General features: G+C 60.1%; 13 protein-coding genes. 3 read left to right on the top strand and 10 right to left on the bottom strand.

Translation table 11 applies throughout. The features are described 5' to 3' along the window. Window positions 1–61 precede the first annotated feature (61 nt). A complete protein-coding gene (locus GOB83_RS00920) occupies window positions 62–1579 on the top strand; it encodes an acetyl-CoA hydrolase/transferase family protein (protein WP_165924987.1) in 1518 nt (505 codons plus the stop codon). 130 nt (window positions 1580–1709) lie between these two features. Here the strand turns inward: GOB83_RS00920 and GOB83_RS00915 are convergent, their stop codons facing one another. The 8 genes from GOB83_RS00915 to GOB83_RS00880 form a co-directional block, all read right to left on the bottom strand. Then, window positions 1710–2486 carry a hypothetical protein gene (locus GOB83_RS00915; protein ID WP_086645851.1) on the bottom strand — a complete coding sequence of 259 codons (777 nt, stop codon included), beginning with the start codon at window positions 2484–2486 and terminating at the stop codon, window positions 1710–1712. Then, window positions 2473–7020: a coiled-coil domain-containing protein gene (locus GOB83_RS00910; protein WP_165924986.1), complete on the bottom strand. Its 4548-nt coding sequence runs from the start codon at window positions 7018–7020 to the stop codon at window positions 2473–2475. The genes GOB83_RS00915 and GOB83_RS00910 overlap by 14 nt, the downstream gene beginning before the upstream one ends. 47 nt (window positions 7021–7067) lie before the next feature. Next, window positions 7068–7688 carry a DsbA family protein gene (locus tag GOB83_RS00905; RefSeq protein WP_165924985.1) on the bottom strand — a complete coding sequence of 207 codons (621 nt, stop codon included), beginning with the start codon at window positions 7686–7688 and terminating at the stop codon, window positions 7068–7070. Between the two features lie 70 nt (window positions 7689–7758). Continuing rightward, entirely contained in the window at window positions 7759–8706 is a 948-nt protein-coding gene (locus GOB83_RS00900) for a hemolysin family protein (protein WP_086646049.1), read from the bottom strand. Then, window positions 8703–9245: an rRNA maturation RNase YbeY gene (gene ybeY, locus GOB83_RS00895; RefSeq protein ID WP_165924984.1), complete on the bottom strand. Its 543-nt coding sequence runs from the start codon at window positions 9243–9245 to the stop codon at window positions 8703–8705. Before ybeY ends, GOB83_RS00900 begins: the two co-directional genes overlap by 4 nt. After that, window positions 9229–10326 (bottom strand): PhoH family protein, encoded by a 1098-nt coding sequence (locus GOB83_RS00890; protein ID WP_369823019.1) that lies wholly within the window; start codon window positions 10324–10326, stop codon window positions 9229–9231. The genes ybeY and GOB83_RS00890 overlap by 17 nt, the downstream gene beginning before the upstream one ends. Next, window positions 10323–11708, bottom strand: coding sequence for a tRNA (N6-isopentenyl adenosine(37)-C2)-methylthiotransferase MiaB (gene miaB, locus GOB83_RS00885; RefSeq protein ID WP_165924983.1), 1386 nt, complete (start codon window positions 11706–11708; stop codon window positions 10323–10325). The genes GOB83_RS00890 and miaB overlap by 4 nt, the downstream gene beginning before the upstream one ends. 205 nt (window positions 11709–11913) lie before the next feature. Next, window positions 11914–13002: a lysophospholipid acyltransferase family protein gene (locus tag GOB83_RS00880; protein WP_165924982.1), complete on the bottom strand. Its 1089-nt coding sequence runs from the start codon at window positions 13000–13002 to the stop codon at window positions 11914–11916. A gap of 304 nt (window positions 13003–13306) precedes the next feature. Here GOB83_RS00880 and GOB83_RS00875 point away from each other — a divergent pair, with 304 nt between their 5' ends. Both GOB83_RS00875 and GOB83_RS00870 read left to right on the top strand, forming a co-directional pair. Then, complete coding sequence (locus GOB83_RS00875) at window positions 13307–15187, top strand: autotransporter assembly complex protein TamA (protein WP_242005700.1); 1881 nt, start codon at window positions 13307–13309, stop codon at window positions 15185–15187. Further along, complete coding sequence (locus tag GOB83_RS00870) at window positions 15187–19425, top strand: translocation/assembly module TamB domain-containing protein (protein WP_165924980.1); 4239 nt, start codon at window positions 15187–15189, stop codon at window positions 19423–19425. Before GOB83_RS00875 ends, GOB83_RS00870 begins: the two co-directional genes overlap by 1 nt. A gap of 183 nt (window positions 19426–19608) precedes the next feature. Here the strand turns inward: GOB83_RS00870 and GOB83_RS00865 are convergent, their stop codons facing one another. Both GOB83_RS00865 and GOB83_RS00860 read right to left on the bottom strand, forming a co-directional pair. Then, the gene (locus GOB83_RS00865) at window positions 19609–20298 is read right to left on the bottom strand and encodes a class I SAM-dependent methyltransferase (RefSeq protein WP_165924979.1); all 690 of its coding nucleotides are present in this window, start codon (window positions 20296–20298) and stop codon (window positions 19609–19611) included. 321 nt (window positions 20299–20619) lie between these two features. Beyond that, window positions 20620–21420, bottom strand: a complete 801-nt coding sequence (locus GOB83_RS00860) for an exodeoxyribonuclease III (protein WP_086646051.1) — start codon at window positions 21418–21420, stop codon at window positions 20620–20622. Window positions 21421–21444: the final 24 nt, after the last annotated feature.

The following is a 21444-nucleotide window of genomic DNA, read 5'->3' as shown; positions in this document are numbered from 1 at the left end:
GGTGGTTTGCAGCTTTTGTATGTTCGGAACAGTTTGAGAAGAAAAAACAGGAAGGCCTCTCATGACAGAGCGCATTCGGAACGTCGCGCTGCGTAGCAAGGTTTGCCCGGCAGAGGCCGCGGCAAAGCTGATCCGAAACGGTGACGTAGTGGGCACCAGCGGTTTTACTGGCGCAGGCTACCCCAAGGCCGTGCCCATGGCCCTGGCCCATCAGATGGAAGCCGCCCATAATAATGGGCAGGAACACCGGATCAGCCTGATTACGGGCGCATCCACCGGCCCGCAGCTTGATGGCGAGCTGGGCAAGGTGAACGGTGTTTACTTCCGCTCCCCGTTCAACACCGACCCGGCCATGCGCAACCGCATTAATGCTGGCGAGACGGATTATTTTGATAACCATCTCGGGCAGGTGGCCCTGCGTGCGGCTCAGGGCAATTACGGCAAGTTCGATGTTGCCGTGGTGGAAGCTACCGCCATTACGGAAGAAGGCGGCATTGTACCGACCTCCTCCGTGGGCAATTCGCAGGCTTTTCTCGATCTGGCCGACAAGGTCATTATCGAAGTCAACGAATGGCAAAATCCGGGGCTGGAAGGCACGCATGACGTCTGGGATGGCAACAGCTATGGTGCCGCCCCGCGTGATATTATCCCGCTCTCCCGTGCGGACCAGCGCATTGGCCGCACCTTCCTCAAGGTTGATCCGGCCAAGATTCAGGCCATCGTCCGCACGAATGACAGCGACCGTAACGCACCTTTTGCCGCGCCAGATGGCACAGCAAAAGCTATTGCGGGCTACCTGCTTGATTTTTTTGAGCACGAAGTCAAACAGAACCGCCTGCCGCCCTCCCTGCTGCCGTTGCAGTCCGGTGTTGGCAACGTTGCCAATGCCGTGCTTGATGGCCTGAACGAAGGGCCGTTCGAAAATCTGGTTGGCTTTAGCGAAGTTATTCAGGATGGCATGCTCGCCATGCTGGATTCGGGGCGTATGCGTATTGCCTCGGCAACCTCGTTCTCTCTCAGCCCCGAAGCGGCGGAAGAGATCAACAACCGGATGGACTTCTTCCGCTCCAAGATCATCCTGCGCCAGCAGGACATCAGCAACAGCACGGGCGTTATCCGCCAGCTAGGCTGTATTGCCATGAACGGCATGATCGAGGCGGATATTTACGGTAACGTTAACTCCACCCGCGTCATGGGTTCCAAGATGATGAATGGTATTGGGGGTTCGGGGGATTTTGCCCGCAACGCCTACCTGTCCATCTTCCTGTCACCGTCCACAGCCAAGGGTGGCAAAATTTCTGCCATTGTGCCCATGGCAGCCCATGTGGACCACATCATGCAGGACACCCAGATTTTTGTGACCGAGCAGGGGCTGGCCGATTTGCGTGGGCTTTCGCCCGTCAAGCGCGCCCAGACCATTATCGAAAAATGCGCACATCCGGATTACCGCCCGATGTTGCAGGATTATCTGGACCGTGCATGCAAGGAGTCCTTCGGCAAGCATACACCACACCTGCTGACCGAAGCCCTGTCCTGGCACCAGCGGTTTATTGAAACAGGCTCAATGCTTCCCGCGTAAGCGGGTTGCATCCAACGGCCACAAGGCCCCTGCTCCTGTAAAAAGGGCAGGGGCTTTTTTGTTGGGGCGTTTAAAACGCAAGCCGACCCACTATCCGGTTTTGCAAGGAGCAAAAGGTTAGGGGCAGATGTTATTCGGAATGTGTGGTGGAAGACCCGGGCACCGTAAGGGATGTGGTCAACTGGTACGGCTGGTGGGTAATAACAATATCAACCGGCCTGTTTGCCAGAAAATCCGCCGTAGATATTTTAGCCGAAGGGGTGTCGGTAATAATGGCTTCGGCATCGCGGTGAACCAGAGAGAACAGGCTGGGTGCCGCAGTGGGGGAAAGATAGGCCGCGTAGGGATGGCGCCCGGCCATGCGGTGCGCGTTATAGGCATCCCGCTCGGAGTTTATGGGAATGGCCACCATAACCTTGGAATCGGCTTTTAGGGCTGCTGCGGTGCTTTTGTAATCGGCTGGTACAAAAATCACCCGGTCACGCATATGGGCCTTGCTGACCTCATGCGCTACTTCCTTGGGGTCTGCTCCATGCAGGTCAAGCATCAGCAGGGTGTTGGAGTGGCTGGCCGTGTCCAGAATGGTCGCAAGCGTGCTGCTGCCCGGTTCTACGGCAACCTGCCCGTCTGCACCACTGGTCAGGCTCAAACGTACCATGCCGGGCCTCCCCATGGACGAAATGGTCGCGGCCTGTGCCACGCTCTGTGTGCCCGTATTACTGGCACAAACAATAAGCCCGTGGTGAATGCGCGCCATAATACCACTGGTTTTGGTGTGGTGGATGGCCAGCACGGCTACGGATGCAGCGCATAGGGTTGCTGCAAAGGCAATTTTTTTCAAACACCTGTGCGAGGTGGTGGCACCGCAGCAAACAGATATGTCAGCTCCCTTTTCAGGATGTGACATCAGTGGGTTCCTTGTCCTTCTGACCGACCATAGAGGCCGCTTTAGCCAGATCAACAGAAAGAACGCGGCTTACTCCGCGTTCCTGCATGGTTACACCAAAAAGCTGGTCCATATGGGCCATGGTGAGCTGGTGGTGTGTCACGACCAGAAAACGCGTACCGGCTTCTGCAACCATGTCGCCCAGCAGGGCGCTAAAGCGGCCCACATTGGCGTCATCCAGTGGGGCATCCACTTCGTCCAGTACGCATATCGGAGCAGGGTTACAGCGGAACACCGCAAAAATCAAGGAAAGCGCGGTTAAAGCTTGTTCACCTCCGGACAGGAGCGAAAGTGTGGCCAGCTTTTTGCCCGGTGGCTGGGCATAGATTTCCAGCCCGGCTTCCAGCGGGTCATCGCTCCCGACAAGGCCCAGATGGGCGCGCCCACCGCCAAACATACGGGTAAACAGGGACTGAAAATGCTGGTCTACCTGTGTGAACACCGCCATAAGCCGCTCACGCCCTTCCTTGTTAAGCGAGCCTATGGAGCCGCGCAGGCGGTTTATGGCTTCCTCCAGATCACTCATTTCCGCCCCAAGGGTCTGGGCCTGGGTGGAGGCTTCCTCCGCTTCCAGTTCCGCCCGCAGGTTGACCGGCCCCATATCGTCCCGCTCGCGGGTCAGGCGGGCAATCTTGCGGCGCAGGGAGGTTTCGGCCCCTTCTGTCAGGTCGGAAACGGGTTGTCTGGGCGGGTTAGGGGTTTCCACCAGCAACTGGTCCAGAATGGCCTGAGCCTGTTCGCTCTTGCCTTCCGCCTTCAGCTGGTTTTCACGCGCGGTGGCCAGTTCGCCTTCTGTTTTGCGGCGCAGTTCGTGGGCAGTGGTCAGGGCTGCTTCGGCTTCGGCCCGTAGGCGGTCGGTCTGGGCAAAGTGTTCCTCGGCATCTTCCAGTGCCGCCAATGTGCTGGCTTTTTGCTGTTGTGCCGCCGTGGGGAGTTCGGCCACCTTGTTGTGGTTGGCCCGCGCCGCTTCCAACCGCTGGAGGGCATTTGTGGTGTCTGTCCGGGCAAGGCCCTCACGCGCGCTCCACTCGGCCTGTGCGGTGTTGAGCGTGTTAATCCGGTCTGCCAGCGTGGTGGATTCGGCCTGCAGGGCTGCACGGAGTTCGCGCGCGGCATCAAGCTTGCCCAGCAGGTCGGTTTTCTGGGCGTGCAGGTTGTCCAGTCTGGCCTGTGCATCTTCTGGCACTGCGGCGCAGGCGGCTTCCAGCGCGGCTTGTGCTGCAAGCAGGTTCTGCTGGGTGTCTGTGTGTTCGCTGTGCAGTTCGGCCTGCCGTGGGGCCAGCCCCGCCAGACGGCTGCGCAGGGTAAGGGCCTGCTCGTGCAATGCACGGCTGGTCTGCGCAGTTGCGGCCATCTGCGCATCGGCCTGCAAGGTGGTCTGGGTTGCAGCCTGTAGGGCTGTGTTGGCGGCGTTCAGCTTTTCCTGTGCTGCGTGCAGGGCATTCTGGGCCTGCTGCATGGACTGGGCAGAGGCCAGTTTATCTTCCATTTCTGCAACAGTTGTGGATTCCGTTGCCAGATTATGGCGCAGGCGTTCAAGCTCGGGGGTGAGCGTTTCCAGCCGCGTTGTGGCGGAGGCATGCTGCTGTTCGGCGCGGGCTAGTTTGTCCCGGGCCGTTTGCAGGGCCGCCTGTGCCTGTTTGAAGGCAGCATGCGCCTGCTGCTCGGCGGTTTGTGCTGCGGTGTTTCTCTCACGCGTGGTGGCGAGGGCACGCTGGGTATCCTGTAAGGATGGCAGGCTCTCATGCGCGAGCCGGGCATTGCTGAGTGTGGTCTCGGCTTCGGCTAGAGCAGCCTGTGCGCGCTCATGCTGGGGGAGTGTGGCATCCAGCCTTGCGCGGTAGGAGGCATGGCGGCGCTCTGTTTCGGTCTCATGCGCGCGGGCCTTCTGGAGTGCTTGTTCCTGCGTGTTGCGGCTGCTGCGCAGTTGCCTGAGCAGGTCTTCATTGGCCTGTACTGCGGCAGCACAGCTTGCAACGCTTGCCTGTATGGCGGGCAGGTCGGCCTGCAGCACGCTCAGACGGCTTTGGGTTTCGCGCAGAACACGGCGTTGGGCCAGCCTGCGCGCGGCCGTGCTGGTTCCCCCTGCCTGAGTGTAAAACCCGTCCCACCGCCATAGATCCCCTGCGGTGGAGACCAGACATTGCCCCGGAGCCAGCAAGGGCTGAAGCGCTCGCCCATCCGCACCTTCGGGCAGCAGCCCGGTACAAAGCAGGACCCTGTCCAGCTCCGGCGGTGCTGTAATGTGGTTTTTGAGCGGCTGTGCGCCGCCGGGCAGGGCAGGCAGGGATTCAGGCGGGAGGTGCCGCCAGCCTTGGGGGGCATCGGGGGCTGCGGGTGCGTCCAGCCCTTCCGCCAAAGCGGCAGCCAGAGCGTTTTCGTATTCTTCGGGAACGGTAATCTGGGCGGAAACCGGGTTTTCCGCCACAGCACTATCCTGCCCCAGAGCCTGATCCAGCCCTTCGGCCTGTGCCTGCAGGCGGGTCAGTTCGGTCTGGAGTGTGGTCTGCTGCTCCTGGGCTGTTGCGTACTGGGCCTTATGCACACTTAGCGTGTGTTCGGCCTGCTCCAGCTCGGCCCCGGTCTGGGCCAGCGCATTTTCCTGCTGGGTGCGTGCCTGTCGGGCGCTGTCCAGAACCGTGTCAGCAATGGCTTCGGCCCGCACCTTGTCCAGTTCCCGCGTAAGGGTCTGTGCTTCGTGCTGTGCGCGTTGCTGCGTGGTGCTGGCCGTGCGCAGGGCTTCGGCAGCACTGCGCTGGTGTGCTTCGGCCTCCTGCGCAGCGCGACTGGCCTCGGTAAAGGCGGTGCTGGCGGCGCGGCGTTCGGCCTCGGCTTTTTCCTGCGTTTGCGTGGCCTGTTCCAGCGTGGCGGCTGCTTGCTGGGTGCTGGTTTGGAGCGCATCCAGCACATCGGGGCTGATGAGCGCCTCCAGCGCTTCGGCATGGCGCTTTTCGGCCCCATGCAGTTCAGCCTGCAGGGCTGTCAGGCGTTGTCGGGCCTGTTGCAGGGCTTTTTGTTGCTCGTTTTGAGCGGCCTGTGCAGCCTGTGCATTATTTTTGGCAATGGAGAGGTCAATATTGCATTGCGCACAAAGGCGCTCGGCTTCCTCCTGCGCGGCTTTGGCTGCCTGCTGGGCCTGTGCGGCCTGCTCTGCCTGCTCCTGCGCCGTAGCCAGTGCCTGCTCGGAGGGAAGCTGGCTTTCCAGTTCCGCCAGTTCAGCCTGAATGGTGTTGAGTGCGAGGGCAACCCGCTCGTGCCGTGTGCGGGCGTTGTTCAGGCTGTCTTCGGCCCGTTCCTTGCCTGCGCGGGCTGCACTCAGCTCGGCTGTCAGGCTGGCAAGGGCCTGTTCGGTTTCGGTCTGCTGGGTGCCCAGTTGTTGTATCTGCTGCTCGGCCTCGGCCGTGCGGGTGGGGAGCGATGTCTGGGCGGTCAGCACTTCGGCCATATCCGCCTTAAGGCGTTCGAGCGTGTCCAGCACGTCCTGCAGGCGGGTCTGTGCGGCCTGTGCATCGGCCTCGTGCTGTTGCAGCAGTTCGGCTGCGGCTTGCGCCTGAGCGGCTGCGCGTTCTTCTTCCTTGACCACGCCTTCTGCCAGAACACGGCAGCGTTCCAGTGCCGTGCGGGCGGCATCGGCTTTCTCACGCAGCGCGGGGAGGGCTTTGGTGGCTTCAAATTCGGCCAGAACAGCGGTTTCGGCCGCTTCTTCATGTGTCGTCAGGGTTTTGCGGGCCTGCACGGCGGCATTTGCCGCGCGCTCCACGGCCAGTCTGGCCCGTGCGTGCAGGACTGCCAGCAGCTCGGTTTCCGCGTCCCGCAGGGCCGCTGAAATTTCGCGGTAGCGCGTGGCCTCGCGCGACTGTTCGGCCAGACCACTCAGCCGTTCGGTCAACTGCACACGGCGGTCTTCCGCGCGGGTCAGGTTGCCTTCGGTTGCGCGGAGCTTGATCTCGGCTTCGTGCCGGCGGGCATGCAGGCCGGTAATGCCTGCGGCTTCTTCCAGAATGCTGCGCCGCTCTTCCGGGCGGGCACCGACCAGCATGGCCACCCGGCCCTGACTGACCATGGCGGAGGAGCGCGCACCAGATGCCAGATCGGCAAACAGGGTCTGTACATCCCTTGCGCGAACGGGGCGGCCGTTAATGCGGTAATCGCTCCCGGCACCGCGTTCTGCCCGGCGGGTAATCTGGAGTTCATCCAGATCGGCAAAGGCTGCGGGGCCAAAGCCCTTTGTGCCTTCCAGCGTTACGGTGACTTCCGCCAGCGAGCGGGCCGGACGCCCGGCTGTGCCTGCAAAAATAAGGTCATCCATTTCCCCCCCACGCAGGGAGCGGGCGGAGGATTCCCCCATAACCCAACGGAGTGCTTCCACCACGTTGGATTTGCCGCATCCGTTAGGGCCAACAACGCCGGTCAGACCGGGGAGCAGTTCCACGGTTATGGGGTCGGCAAAGCTTTTGAACCCCACAATGCGGAGGCGAACAAAACGAACCGTCATACAGATCTGTGTTTTTCTGGTCGGGAGGGCTGACTGTTAAAAAACAGTCAGCTTGCCTTGTTCAGATATTTAACAAAGTCGTCGTAGGAGAGGGCGCTGGACACCTGCTCCTTGTTGTTGAAGCGGAAGGTGGGGGTGGACTCAATGTTGTATTTGTCCTGCGCTTCGCTCTGCTCGGTCATGATGAACTGGAGCAGCTTCTGGTCCGTTACCGCTTTTTCAAACGTTTCGGGTGGCATGCCGGCAAAGGCCGCCATTTTTTGCAGCTCGGCCTTGTGATCGGCCTCGTTGTTGTACGCCCAGCGATCCAGGCTGGAGAGCACGGCCGAGCAGAAGGGCTCGTACCGTTCTTCGGGCAGGGAGCGTGCGACCATGGCAGCAAGTGTTGCAAGCTGGTCGGTGGGGAAGTCATGAAAAACGTAACGGATTTTGCCCGTATCGATCAGGTTTTTCTTAACCTGCGGGAAGGTTTCTTCCGCAAAATGCGCACAGTGGATGCAGGTCAGGGAGAACCATTCCTCCACCACCACCTTGGCGTTGGGGTTGCCCAGCACGCGCGGGGTAAAGCGCGTATCGGCTGCATCGGCCGCAAAAGCCAGCCCGGGGAGTGAACTGGCGGTAAGGGCGGCGCCCGTAGCGACAAGAAAAGAACGACGTGTAAAGGACATGAGGAACCAAGCCTTCCCGATCAATGGACCAAAATGCTGCGAACAGGGATGGCGGCAGAAAGAACTGCCGTCAACCTGTTGTTGCAGGCAGACCTGCCTGCGCCGGTGGATTGGAGGGGTTTTCTCCCTCGCTACCCAGCTTGCGCACCCGTACCCGGCGGATATGCCGTGCATCCGCATCAAGCACGCGGAACAGATAACCGTTTTCGTGCGTCAGCACCTCGCCGCGTGTGGGCACATGCCCGGCCATACGAAAGACAAGGCCACCAATGGTCTCGATTTCGGCTTCTTTTTCGCTATCGGTCAGAATCGGGCCAATTTTTTGCTCGAACTCTTCCACCGGGCAGCGGGCATCCACGTCATATGACCCATCGGGGCGGGGGGTAATCAGCACCGCCTCGGGTTCATCATGCTCGTCGGAAATATCGCCCACAATGGTTTCGATCAGGTCTTCAATCGTTACCAGACCATCAATGCCGCCGTATTCATCAATAACAAGGGCAAGGTGCATGTGGCGCTGGCGCATTTGCAACAGCAGGTCCAGCACGGGAATCTGCGGGGCAATAAACAGGGGCTGGCGGAGCAGGGGTTCCAGATTGAACGCCTCGCTGGTGCCCACATAGGCAATAAGATCCTTTACGTGGATCATGCCAACAATGTCATCAAGCTGGTCGCGGTACACGGGCATGCGCGAGTGGTTTTCGCGCCGCATCATGGCCAGGGCCTCGTCCAGAGAGATGGAAACCGGCATGGCCACAATATCGGCTCGGGGCACCATTACGTCATCGGCCGAAATATTGCGCAGGCGCAGGATATTGGCGATGAGCGCACGTTCCTGCCGGTCCAGTTCGGGTTTTTCGCCGTCCGGGGCGCTCTCATCCCCTGCTTCGGCGGCCTGCTGCACAAGGGCGGCAATAGAACTGCGCAACCCGCCCGTAGGCTTTTTGCGATGAAAAAACGAAAACAGGCTTCGCCCGGAAGGCTCCGCCCGCTCGGCTGACGTATCGTGTTCGCTCATGACCGGGTCTTCCACGGGTTAGGCACTTTCATGCGGGAAAGCAGGCGGGATTCCAGCATTTCCATTTCCCGTGCTTCGCCTGGGTGGTGGTGGTCATACCCAGCCAGATGCAGGCTGCCATGCACAACCAGATGCGCCAGATGGTGGCTGACTGGCCGACCAGCCTTGCGGGCCTCACGCACAACCGTTTCCAGCGCCAGAATAATATCCCCCCCGCCATAGCCGGGTGGGGGTTCAAAGGTCAGTACGTTGGTGGGTTTATGCTTGCCCCGGTGCCTGCCGTTGAGCAGCCGCACCTCCCGGTCGCTTGCCAGCACAACACTGCCGGGTTCAAGCCCATACTGCGCGCAGGCCGCCAAGGCGCGGCGCACGGTTTTTTCGGGTGCGGGGGCGTAGGAGCGCCAGCGTGTATCCCGGATAAGCACATCCGGGCCATCCTGCGTCAACTCATCATGAAACCCTGTTGGATACGGGTCCGTATCCACAGGGTCGGCCACGTCCTGCGTCAGGACAGGGCCAAGGCTACTTCGCGGTTCCATTGTTCTCCTGACGGCCCTTGTGGCGGGAGTGCCCTTTTTTATCAGCCGTCGTCGTTTTTGCATCATAAGCTTCAATAATGCGCGCGACCAGCTTGTGTCGCACAACATCAGCCGCTTCAAAACGGCAAATGGTAATTCCCTTGACGTTTTCAAGCGTATCTACCGCATCCTGCAGGCCCGAGGGTGTGTCATGCGGCAGGTCAATCTGGGTCAGATCCCCCGTTACAACCATGCGTGAGCCCGGCCCCAGGCGGGTCAGGAACATCTTCATCTGCGCGATGGTGGTGTTCTGGGCTTCGTCCAGAATAACATATGCGTGCGAGAGCGTGCGCCCGCGCATGAAGGCAAGGGGGGCGACTTCAATCTCACCCGCACTCATGCGGCGCATGACCTGATCACCGGGGAGCATGTCGTGCAGTGCGTCATAGAGAGGGCGGAGGTAGGGGTCGATCTTGTCCTTCATGTCCCCGGGCAGAAAGCCGAGCCGTTCGCCCGCTTCCACCGCAGGGCGGGAGAGAATGATCCGGTCAATGGAGCCTGCCAGCAGGAGGGAGACCGCCTGAGCCACGGCAAGATAGGTTTTGCCCGTACCCGCAGGGCCAATGCCAAACACAAGCTCCTTGGTGGCAAGGGCGCGCATGTAGCTGGCTTGTCCGGGGGAGCGGGGCTCTATGTTGCCCTGCCGCAGCCGGATAACGGGCAGTGTGGGGTCCTGATTGGCAAAGGGCGTTGCCGGAGCAACAGACAGGGGGAGGGTAGGTCTGCTTTCATGTACTCTGGACATGCGTATGGCCGCCTCTACTGCGCTGATGTCTATGGTCTCGCCTGCTGCCAGTTTCTGGTACAGCAGGCTCAGGGTCGTGCGGGCAAGGGATGTGGTTTCTGGCAGACCCCGGATGGAAATGCGGTTGCCGCGTCGCGCAACGTCCACTTCCAGCCCTTCTTCCAGGCAGCGCAGGTGCCTGTCGTGGTCTCCGACCAGTCGGGCAAGCAGCGCGTTGTTTTCAAATTGCAGGGTTACGGGCTGAGCCAGCTCCGCAACCGCGACGGAAGGAGGGGGGGACGTGCGCGTGGTGTTCAAGCGTATACATTCTCCTCTTCCAGAATACCGCCCAGCGAGTTTGTCAGGCGTTCTGTTATGCGGACTGGCACCGTCTGGCCGATCAGGCGGTCAGGGCCGATCACATGGACCGGCTGGAGCCAGGGTGAGCGTCCTGCAATCTGCCCGGGCTTGCGCCCTTTGCCAGTAAACAGGACGGGCACGGTCTTGCCAACCATGGATGCGTTAAACGCATCCTGCTGTTCGCGCAGGAGTTTCTGCAGGGCTTGCAGGCGGGCATCCTTTACGTCCTCGGGCACCTGCAGGGGCGCGCCCGCTGCCGGGGTGCCGGGGCGGGGGGAGTATTTAAAGGAATAGGCCAGCGCAAACCCCACATCGCGCACAAGCTGCATGGTGGCTTCAAAATCCTCATCCGTCTCGCCCGGGTGGCCGATAATAAAGTCGGAGGACAGGGCAAGGTCCGGCTTGGCCGCGCGCAGGCGATGCACAAGGTCGCGGTACTCATCTGCCGTGTGGCCACGGTTCATGGCGCGCAGAATACGGTCGGAGCCGGACTGTACGGGCAGGTGGAGGAACGGCATGAGCTCTGGCAGGTCGCGGTGGGCTGCGATCAGCGCATCGTTCATGTCCCGCGGGTGGGATGTGGTGTAGCGGATGCGGGACAGACCGGGAATTTCCGCCAGCGCATAGGCCAGACGGGTCAGGTCCCATACCGTGCCATCAGGGCCTTCGCCGTGATAGGCGTTGACGTTCTGCCCCAGCAGGCTGATCTCGCGCACGCCGCTTTGGGCCATGCGGCGGGCTTCGGCCAGAACGGACAGCACGCTGCGGCTGCTTTCCGCCCCGCGGGTGTAAGGGACCACGCAGAAGGAGCAGAACTTGTCGCACCCTTCCTGAATGGTCAGGAAGGCTGTGTAATTCCCCGGTGTCTGCGGGGCTTCGGCTTCGGGCAGGAAGTCGAATTTCTGTTCGGTGGGGAAGTCGGTTTCAATAACGGCATTCCCCGCACGGGCCGCGCGGGCCACCATTTCTGGCAGGCGGTGGTATGTCTGTGGGCCAAGAACGATGTCCACGTATGGCGCGCGGGCCAGAATTTCCTGTCCTTCGGCCTGCGCCACACACCCGGCCACGGCAATAATGGTCTGCTGGCCTTCCGCCTTACGGGCTTCCTTGATCAGCCGCAGGCGGCCGAGTTCGGAAAAAACCTTTTCCGCCGCACGGTCACGGATATGGCAGGTGTTAAGGATGATCATATCTGCCGTATCGGGCGTATCCACCGGCTGGTAGCCCAATGGGCGCAGCACATCCCCCATGCGTGCACTGTCATACACGTTCATCTGGCAGCCCCATGTAATCACATGCAGGGCGCGTGACGGTGCTGTTTGGTCGGGGGTTCGGGTCATAATGGCTGCCACTCCGCTCTACCGCTGGCCCATTCCATGCGGCGGAAAGAGGACATCAGGCGTGCGGGGGCGCAGGTCAAGCCTCTTTTCTCACGGCTTGGAAGGGCGTGGTCAGGAATGGTGCGTAATAAGAGCCATGCCGTGCCGGACAGAGTGGCCTCCCGCCGTGAACAATATGTCGGCCGTTTTGGGGCGGCCGCGCTGGTTATGTCCTCTTTTTCAATGAAGCAAAAAATGAGGCCGTTCTGTCAAGCAGCAGTTTTGTTTTCTTCACATGCGCGGGTAAAAAATTGGCGGGCAGGGATGCCGCATTGAACCGGCCGGGCTGCACACGTGGCTCACGGTTCTGCCGTAGGTCGGCGCAGCCATCGGCCACGGCTTTCCATGCGGCCTGCGCCAGCGCCTTGCGGCTGGGGAACAGGTCGGGGTCCAGTGGTTCGTGTAGCACAACGGTTACGCGCGAGCGCTTCCACTGCAAAAGCTGCCAGACATGCGGGCCCAGATCCATATCCCCGTACCATGAGAAAACAGGGCGGCGGAACCGGCTGATCGGCAGGCCCTCCAGCTCGTCATAAACAAGGGAGACGGGTTGTATAAGGGGCACCATGCCGGGCTCGTAGGTTACAGGCAGCAGGCTCTTGTCCATGCCATCCTTGAGCTTGGGTAGCTTGGCAATGGCAAAAAAAGCGGACATGAACGGTAGAACGCGCGACCCATCGGAGGATGTGCCCTCGGGGAAGAGGACCAGATTATCCCCGTTCACCATACGCTGGATCATCTGGTCGCGTTCGCGCCCGGTGGTGCTGCGCTGGCGGCTGACAAAAATGGTGCGGCCAATATGGGAGATAAGCCCCATGACCGGCCATTTTTCAATATCTCCTTTGGCCACAAAAACAGACGGCAGCAGCGTGCCCAGCACGGGCACATCCAGCCATGACATGTGGTTGGAAATATAGATAACAGGCCGCTCACCCCGTTTGCGGGCCTTGATGCCCCCAACCGTGCCCACCCGTTTGCCCACAACGGTAATATGCAGGCCAATAATGCGGCACAGCACACCCCAGATAACCCGCGTCCAGCGGATTTTGGCCGTGCCGGGCACGGGCAGCAGGCAGGCTTCAAACCCGACGGAAAGCGGCACCCATACCAGCAGTCCGGCCAGACGTATGGCCGAGCGGGCCTGCCCCGCACGGCGGAACAGCATATCTACCCATGACGGAAGGGGAGAGATCGGAGCGGTGGCAGGCGTGCCCAGGGGCAGGGACTGCGTAGGTTGGTCAGGCTTGGTGCGCATGGTCCTGCTTCTGCCAGAGGCTGGCCGGTTGGGCCAAGGAGCGGGCAGCAATGTGGAAGAAACACATAAACATGCGTTCTCATACCGCGAAGAGGGGGGAGGGGACAATCCACCGTGTGAGAAGGTTTTTTTTGGCGGAATACCTAATTTTTGTCATGGTATGCTTGTAGGCCGGGAGAAACATGTAAAAATAAGCCCCGATAACGGGCCACATAGCCTACATGCAGCAACAGACAGACAGGACAGAGTGGCCGTTTACAATCGCAACATACTTGGCAGGTTTACTGGTACCGCGAATCGGCTTCTGGCTGGAGCGGCGCTGTGGAGCGTTTTAACATGTGGCGCGCGGGCAGCAGACCCACAGCCCTATGTGACAAACCTCGACCCAACCGGGCAGAGCGATCTGGATACCGCGCTCAAGGCTTCGTCCGACCTGTTAAGCCTGCAATCCACGCGGGCGGTTGGCCCGTTTGCGCTGGCCGGGCGCGTGCGCAACGAATATGACCGCCTGCGCGGCGCGCTGGAAAGCTGCGGGTATTACGACAGCACGGTGCATATCATGCTCCGCAATGGCAAGCAGGGCATTGCCATGGATGGGATGTCCAACGCTCTGGCATCATGGATTGGGACCGTGCCCGAGCATGACAAGGTGGATATTACCGTTAAGGTTGATAAAGGTCCGCTTTTCCACCTTGGTTCGGTCAAGCTGGTGGAAAGTGCCACTGGCGTTGCCCCGCAACTTACCCCCGAACAGCAAAAAGCGTTTGGCCTGCATACCGGCCAGCCTGCCATAGCCGCAGATGTGCTGGCCGCAGGTGGCCGCCTGATGGATGCTTTGCGTGAGAGCGGGCACGCACTGGCACAGGTTGACAAGCCCATGGCCTACCTGCGCCCGGGCACCAAAACAGTGGATATTGTGTACCCTGTTGTTCCCGGTCCCATACTGGATATTGGCAGGATCAACCTGGAAGGACTCAAGCGGGTGCATCAGTCGTTCGTGCGCAGGCGGCTGACCGTGCATGAAGGGGAGCTGTACCAGCCATCCCGCATAGAAGCCGCACGGCAGGACCTGACCACCTTGGGTGTTTTTTCCAATGTTACGGTCAGGGATGCCTCCAACAAGGCGGTTAATGGCACCATGCCGCTGGATTTTTCCTTTCAGGAAGGCAAGCGCCACTCCATTGGGGCAGAACTCGGGTACTCCACGGACCTTGGCGCCCGCGTGGGGGCCATGTGGACCCACAACAACCTGCTCGGCAATGCCGAGCGCCTGCGCCTGACAGCCCTGATCACCGGCCTTGGCGGGTCTGCCCAGCAGGGGCTGGGGTATGATGTGTATGCAGATTTTTTCAAACCTGACTTTCTGGAAAGCAAACAGAACCTGAATGCCCGCATAGAAGGCCTGCGGCAGCTCTTCTGGTCCTACCGGCAGACGGCATTGCTGTTGCGCGGGGGCATAACCCGCCCGCTGGCCAAGAACTGGAACGGCAATTTTGGCCTGGCCGCAGAGCAGGAAAGAATTGAGCAGTTCGGCGTTTCGCGCAGTTATACCATTCTCTCGGCACCGCTTTCAGGCATGTATGACAATACCGGGGTGGGCAACCCCATAGAGCCCGCAACACATGGCGTGCGTGCGAGCATTAACGTGACCCCCTCGGTCTCTCTGGGGAGCAAGGAGGCGGGTACATCGTTCTTTACAATCATGAATGCAACAGCCTCCACTTACGTGGACCTGCACAAGCTGGGTATAAGCCGCCCGGGGCGGAGTATTCTGGCGTTCCGTGGAACTATTGGCAGTATTCAGGGTGCAGGCACGTGGGACATTCCGCCTGACCAGCGCATGTACGCGGGGGGGAGTGCTACGGTGCGTGGTTATCGCTGGCAGGGCGTTGGGCCGCAATATGGCCACACCAAATATGCCATTGGTGGCACCTCGCTGGATGCGGGAACGGTGGAATACAGGCAGCGCCTGTTCAAGAGCTTTGGGCTGGCCGCTTTTGCGGATGCCGGGCAGGTGGGGAGCAACAGCATGCCCTTTACCGGAACCCTGCGTGTGGGTGCTGGTGGTGGTGTGCGGTATTACACGCCTATTGGTCCGGTCCGGCTGGATGTGGCCGTGCCGCTTAACCGTGCGCCACGTGGGGATTCGTGGGACTTGTACATCGGGCTGGGGGAAACATTCTGATGCCAGAAGCCACACCCGCCCCCCCGAACGCACCCACACCTCCACCACCGCGCAGCCTGTGGCGGCGCGCAGGCCGTTTTGCGCTGATAACCGCAGGCTCGCTGGCTGGTATTGGCGCATTGGCGACAACCGTTCTGCTCATAGGTGCCAATACGGGGCCGGGGCGGCGGATGCTGGTGCGCCAGACCGCATCCCTGACCGGGGGCATGGTTACGCTGGATGGGCTGTCTGGCCGTTTTCCCGATAACCTGCGTGTTAAAACGCTGGCGATCCATGACCGGCAGGGAGCGTGGCTAACACTGCATGACGTGCGGTTTGACTGGTCGCCCATGGCCATGGTGTGGCGGCAGGCCCGCATTTATGTGTTTAGTGCAAGTGTGCTGGATATTCCGCGCCTGCCTGTGTCCGACCCAACTCCACAGCCTGCCCAGCCGACCTCGTCCTCCCCTTCTGCCCTGCGTATGGGGGTGGATATTCGCAAGCTGGAGGTCGGGCAGATTAATGTGGGCGCGCCCCTTGCCGGGCAGGCAGCCAGTTTCCGGGTGAGTGGGCATGGCAAGCTTGCCAATATTGACCCGGTTATTAACGGGCTGAGCCTGCCAAAACTCCCCCGTTCCGACATTGCCATACAGGTTACACGGCTGGACCAGACCGGGCAGATCAGCCTGTCCACGGCAACGGGGAGGGGCAAGCTGGCCCTGCACCTGAATGCGAGCGAAGGCGCAAATGGTGGGTTTGTGGCAACCCAGCTGGGCATGCCGCAACTGACCCCCATAGCGCTCAAGCTGGATATGCAGGGGCCGGTTACGGCCAATACTCTGGCGTTTTCGGCCTCCGCCGGAGCAGTAAGCGCGCAGGCACGTGGTACGCTGGACCTGCTTGCGCAGCAAATGGCCCAGCTGGAGGTTTCGGCCCAGTCACCCCAGCTTTCTCTTACGTCCGAGATCGGGTGGCAGGCCGTGCGCCTTGCTGCCCGGCTGAATGGCAAAATGGCGGCTCCCCATGGCACGGCGCAACTGGATGTGGACCAGCTTGCCGCTTCTGGCGTGCAGGTGGGTACTCTGCGTGTCCGCTTTGCGGGGGAAGGCGGTAATGCTGCTGCACTGGCCGAACAACTCCACCTGATGCTCACGGCCGATGGGCTGCGCCTGCCGGGTAAAGCGCCCACATTGCTGGCGGCAGCCCCGCTCAAGCTGGATGTTGTGGCCAAGCCAGCCGTGCCGGGGTTGCCGGTGGTCTTTACCCTTGAACATCCTGTTATTGCCCTGTCGGGTTCTTTGCAGGCAGCAGCACCACAGCGTGGCACACTCAGCCTGAACGTGCCTGACCTGCTCCCCGTGGGGGAGGCTGCAGGCGTGCCTCTGCGCGGGCATGCAAGCCTGAATGCCCAGTTTGACCGCTCCCGCGACCCGCAGGGCGAGACACATCTGGCGACCGGCGGCCAACTGGCCATAACGGGCGGGCAGGCGCAGGCTGCCGGGCTTATTGGCCCGGATGGGCATTTGGCCCTTGCCGCAGCCATGCACCCGTTGCCAGCGCAGGCGGGTATGGCTGCCGGGCAGCAGATTGACCTGTCCTCGCTCACCCTGTCGGGGCAGGCGCTGGACGCCAAGGTGCAGGGCCATGTGCAGACTGGCCGCAATGTGGATATAACGGCCAATATCGGCCTGCCCGCGCTGGAAAAACTGGCCCCTACCTTGCGGGGGGATACCAGTATTGTGCTCGCCCTCAAGGGGCCATTGCAGGACTTTGTTGCCACATTGGGGGCAAAGGCCAATCTGGGTACTGCCTCAATGCCCAAGGGAGCTTTGGCGCTGGATGCCTCGGTTGCCCACCTGCCAGTGGCTCCTCAGGGCACACTTGCTCTGGAGGGCACGCTGGACCGCGCGCCCGCGCAGCTGGCTGTGGCATTTGGGCAGGCAGCCGATGGCACGCGCCACCTTGACCTGCAAAAACTGGCCTGGAACAGCACCAAAGGGGAAGGCGCGCTTACACTTGCCCCTAAAGAGGTGGTGCCACAGGGGAACCTGGACCTGACAATTGGCCGGCTGGCGGATTACAGCCCTCTGGTTGGCCAGAAAATAGCGGGCTCACTGGCCGCATCGGTCAATACCACCACTGCCGAGGACAAGCCGGTTGTGGCCCTCAAGCTCAAGGGGAATGTGCAGACCCCCACATTCAAGGTGGGGTCGATTGCGCTGGCGGGTTCCATAACCGACCCGGTTGCTCATCCCACGCCAGACCTGACCCTGCGCCTTGGCGGGCTGGCCGCCGCCGGGGTAAGCGGGCAGGCGCAGCTGAGTGCAAAAGGGCCGGATACAGGCATGGTGCTGGCCGCGCAGGTGGGGCCTGCTAGCTGGATGAACAGCCCCCTGATGCTGAACACACAGGCTGTGCTGAATCTGCCGGACAAACAGCTTAAACTCCAGAAGCTGAACGCCACGGCAAAGCAGGAAACCCTGCGCCTGCAAGCGCCTGTGCTTGTCTCGTTTGGGGATACGCTGGGAATCGACCGCCTGCGAGCGGTACTGACCACGCCGGGTAGCCAGCCTGCTACGCTGGATGTGGCCGGGCGGATAAAGCCCAGCCTGTCGGTTACGGCGGATATTCGCAATGTAACCCCGGCACTGGCACACCCGTTTATGCCGGACCTGAACGCCACGGGTGTGGTGTCTCTGAACGCCAAACTCTCTGGCGCGCTGGATAAGCCAGAAGGCAAGGTGCAGGTCAGGGGCAGCAACCTGCGTATGGCAGATAGTTCTGCTGCGGCCTCCGTTCCTGCAATGGAGGTGGAGGGTACGGCCACTTTTGCCCGCACGCAGGCACAGGTGCAGCTTGATGCATCTGCCGGAAGCAAAATGGGCCTGCAGGTGCGTGGCAGTGCGCCCCTGTCCAAAACGGGGCCGCTGGATTTGCGGGCCAATGGCAATCTGGACCTGAGCATCGGCAACGGCATACTTGGCGCGCAGGCCCGGCAGGCGCAGGGCAAGGTGCAGCTGGCCCTGCAGGTGCGTGGCACGCCGGCCTCTCCCGCCATTATGGGGGCGGTTGACCTGATTAATGCAGATTTTCAGGATTTTGCGCAGGGGTTCCATCTGAGCGCCATTAACGGTCGTGTGGTCGGGGCGCGGGACCGCATTGTTATTCAGACACTCAGCGCAAAAGCAGGGGATGGCACATTGGGTGCAAATGGCTTTGTGGGTGTTGCCATGCCGGGCATGCCCATAGACCTGCATCTGTTTGCCAAGGACGCACGCCCGGTTACAAGTGACCTGCTGACTGCGGTGCTCAATGCCGACATAACCGTGCGCGGGCAGGTACAAACCCGCATGGATGTGAGCGGTGGGGTCGATCTGCGGCGCGTGGAAATCAATATTCCCAATTCGCTCCCGGCCTCTGTCGCGCGCCTGGACATCATACGCCCCGGCGAGGAAAAAAAGCGGGTGGAGGAAGCCATGGCCGCCTCCACGCACCAGTCGGTTATCGGGCTGGACCTTAAGCTGACATCTCCGGGCAAGTTTTTTGTGCGCGGGCACGGGCTGGATGCGGAAATGGCAGGCCGCCTGAATGTAACGGGCACGGCACAGGCCCCCGTTGTAACCGGTGGGTTTGACCTCAAGCGCGGTAATTTTGATCTGGCGGGGATCTCGCTCAACTTCACCAAGGGCCGGGTCGGCTTTAATGGTTCGGGCGTTGGACACAAGCTTGACCCAACGCTTGATTTTGAAGCCGACCGGGCGGTGGAAGGCCAGACAGCCATGCTGAAGGTAGGGGGCTATGCCAGCGCTCCCAAGATCAGCTTTGATTCCATACCCTCCCTGCCGCAGGATCAGGTGCTGGCCATGCTGCTGTTTGGTACGGATGCCCGCTCGCTTTCTTCCACCCAGATGGTGGAGGTGGGCACGGCGCTGGCAACCCTGACCGGGCTGACCACCTTTGACCCCATGGGCACCTTGCGTAAAACCCTACATCTGGACAGGCTGGCCGTTGGCGGCGGTTCAGGCGTTGGTAATGGTGGTACCAGCGTGGAGGCCGGCAAATATGTCATGAAAGGTGTTTACGTAGGTGCCAAGCAGGCGACCTCTGGCTCCGGCACGCAGGCGCAGGTGCAGGTGGACCTGACAAACCATCTTAAGCTCAACACCACGGTAGGCACGGGTGGCTCCGTAACGGGCTTTACTACGCCCGAAAACGACCCGGGGAGCAGTGTGGGGCTGGTCTGGCAGTATCGCTACTAGGTGGGGGTATTTGCGGCCCATGGGGCCTCTGGCGGGGCTGTATTGGCTGCGCCGGAGCGTTTTCAGGCAGCAAAGTATGCGTCACTCACAAGGCGGGCTCTGCAAGGGGGACTGTTGTGAGTGACGATAGGCTTTTAAAGGCAGCGAGCGAATGTATGCAGTCGCGTGGAATAGGCCCGGATCTTAAATGATCCTGACCGCGACGTGCCCTTTTTCTGATGAAAAGCCGATGTATTCGTATTTTATTTTTGTGTCGGCAACAAATTCCTGAAAAGCCTTGAATTCGTTTTCTTTCCATCCGGGGTAGTTAAAATATTCATCGAATACTATTACGGTTCCGGTTTTTATTCTGTCTTTGGTTAGATCCAGCAGGATTTTTGTTGATTCGTACGTGTCACAATCAACATGCATATAGGCTATGCTGTTGTCTGTCTGTTTTAGAAAAACAGGAATAACGTCATCAAACCAGCCAATGTGGAGCTGAACATTAGGGCGCACTTTGGGGGGAGCCTTGTTCATATCGAACGCTCCTTTTGTTTCCATCGTGCCTTTCCAGTCGGTCGGGAGGCCTTCAAAAGAATCGAACCCGTGGACCGTCTGCTGGGTAAGGGAGGCTAAGTAATTGATTGAGGCCCCTTTTTCGACGCCAAATTCAAGTATTAGTCCTTCTTTGTCGGCATGTTGGAAAGCGTATTTTAGCAAAGAGTAACGGTCTTTGGAGATAATGGCACGACCCATATTATTTAATATGTAATCTACAGTTTCCTTCTTTGCATTTATTTTCAAATCTATCCATAGGTCATTTGAGTAGTATTTATGTAATAATTTTTTATATATATGGCATAGAATGCCTCTATTATCAAAAATAGACATCGCGACCTTTTTTGAGTGAAAGAAGTTGCCTGTTTGTAAAATAATAGTGGCACTTCTGGCATAAAACGACATTGCCGCACAATTTAAATTTATGCTTGCCGTGCATGGTTCTTGGTCAGCTTATCGGCCCCTTGCGCATGTGTTTACTCGCGTGTGTTGCGCTGTTTTTTACGCGTGCATTGCATGCCGCCAAGGTTGGTACAGGCAGACCCCCTGCCGGTTCTTCAGAACCGGCAGGCGGCCTTGGTCGGGCGGCGGGCAGGCGCATCGTGCGAGCACTAAGAGGGCATGAATATAATAGCCCCCTGAGCCTGCTTTTGTTCAGGATTGAGGGTGAATGTCCATGACCACAGGCACATGGTCGGAGGGGGATGGCCAGTCTCTGGCCTCTTCCAGCACGGACATGCTGGCCAGTTCCGGCACCAGATCGGGGGTGACCCATATGTGGTCCAGCCTGCGGCCCCGGTTGGACTTGCGCCAGTCCTTGTTACGGTAAGACCACCATGTGTACAGCTTGTCGGTGGGGGGTACAAAGCGGCGCATGGCATCCACAAAGCCGGTCTGCTGCCATTGGGTCAGGCGCTGGGTTTCCGGTGGTGTGTGGCTGACAATTTTCAGCAGTTGCTTGTGGCTCCACACATCATGCTCAAGGGGGGCAATGTTCAGGTCGCCTACCAGCACCGTACGGGCTGGTTTTTGCTGAGCAAACCACTGTGTGGCTTCGTCCACAAAGGCAAGCTTGTGGGCAAACTTTGGGTTGGTTTCCGGGTCCGGTTCATCCCCGCCTGCGGGGACGTAAAAATCATGCAGAGTGATGTCCCCCCCCGGTGCATGAACGGTGGCAGCAACATGGCGGCAGTCTTCCTGAGCGTACCATGTTGGCGTGTCCACAACCGGGCTGAGCGGCAGGCGTGAGAGAATGGCCACGCCGTTATACCCCTTCATGCCCTTGTAGTGCAGGTGTTCAAACCCAAGGGCACGCACGCTCTCATGCGGGAAAAGTTCGTCTGTCACCTTTGTTTCCTGCAGGCAGACAACGTCTGGTTGCAAGGCGGTGGTCAGTTTTTCCAGCAGCGGCATACGCAGGCGGAGGGAATTGATGTTCCATGTCACAAGTCGCATGGGCAGGGCATGGCGTATTGTGTG

Origin of the sequence: Acetobacter fabarum (genome assembly GCF_011516925.1) — a bacterium.
Classification (GTDB): domain Bacteria; phylum Pseudomonadota; class Alphaproteobacteria; order Acetobacterales; family Acetobacteraceae; genus Acetobacter; species Acetobacter fabarum.
Note: the sequence above shows the minus strand (reverse complement) of the source record. Positions and strands in the feature narration are given on the sequence as shown.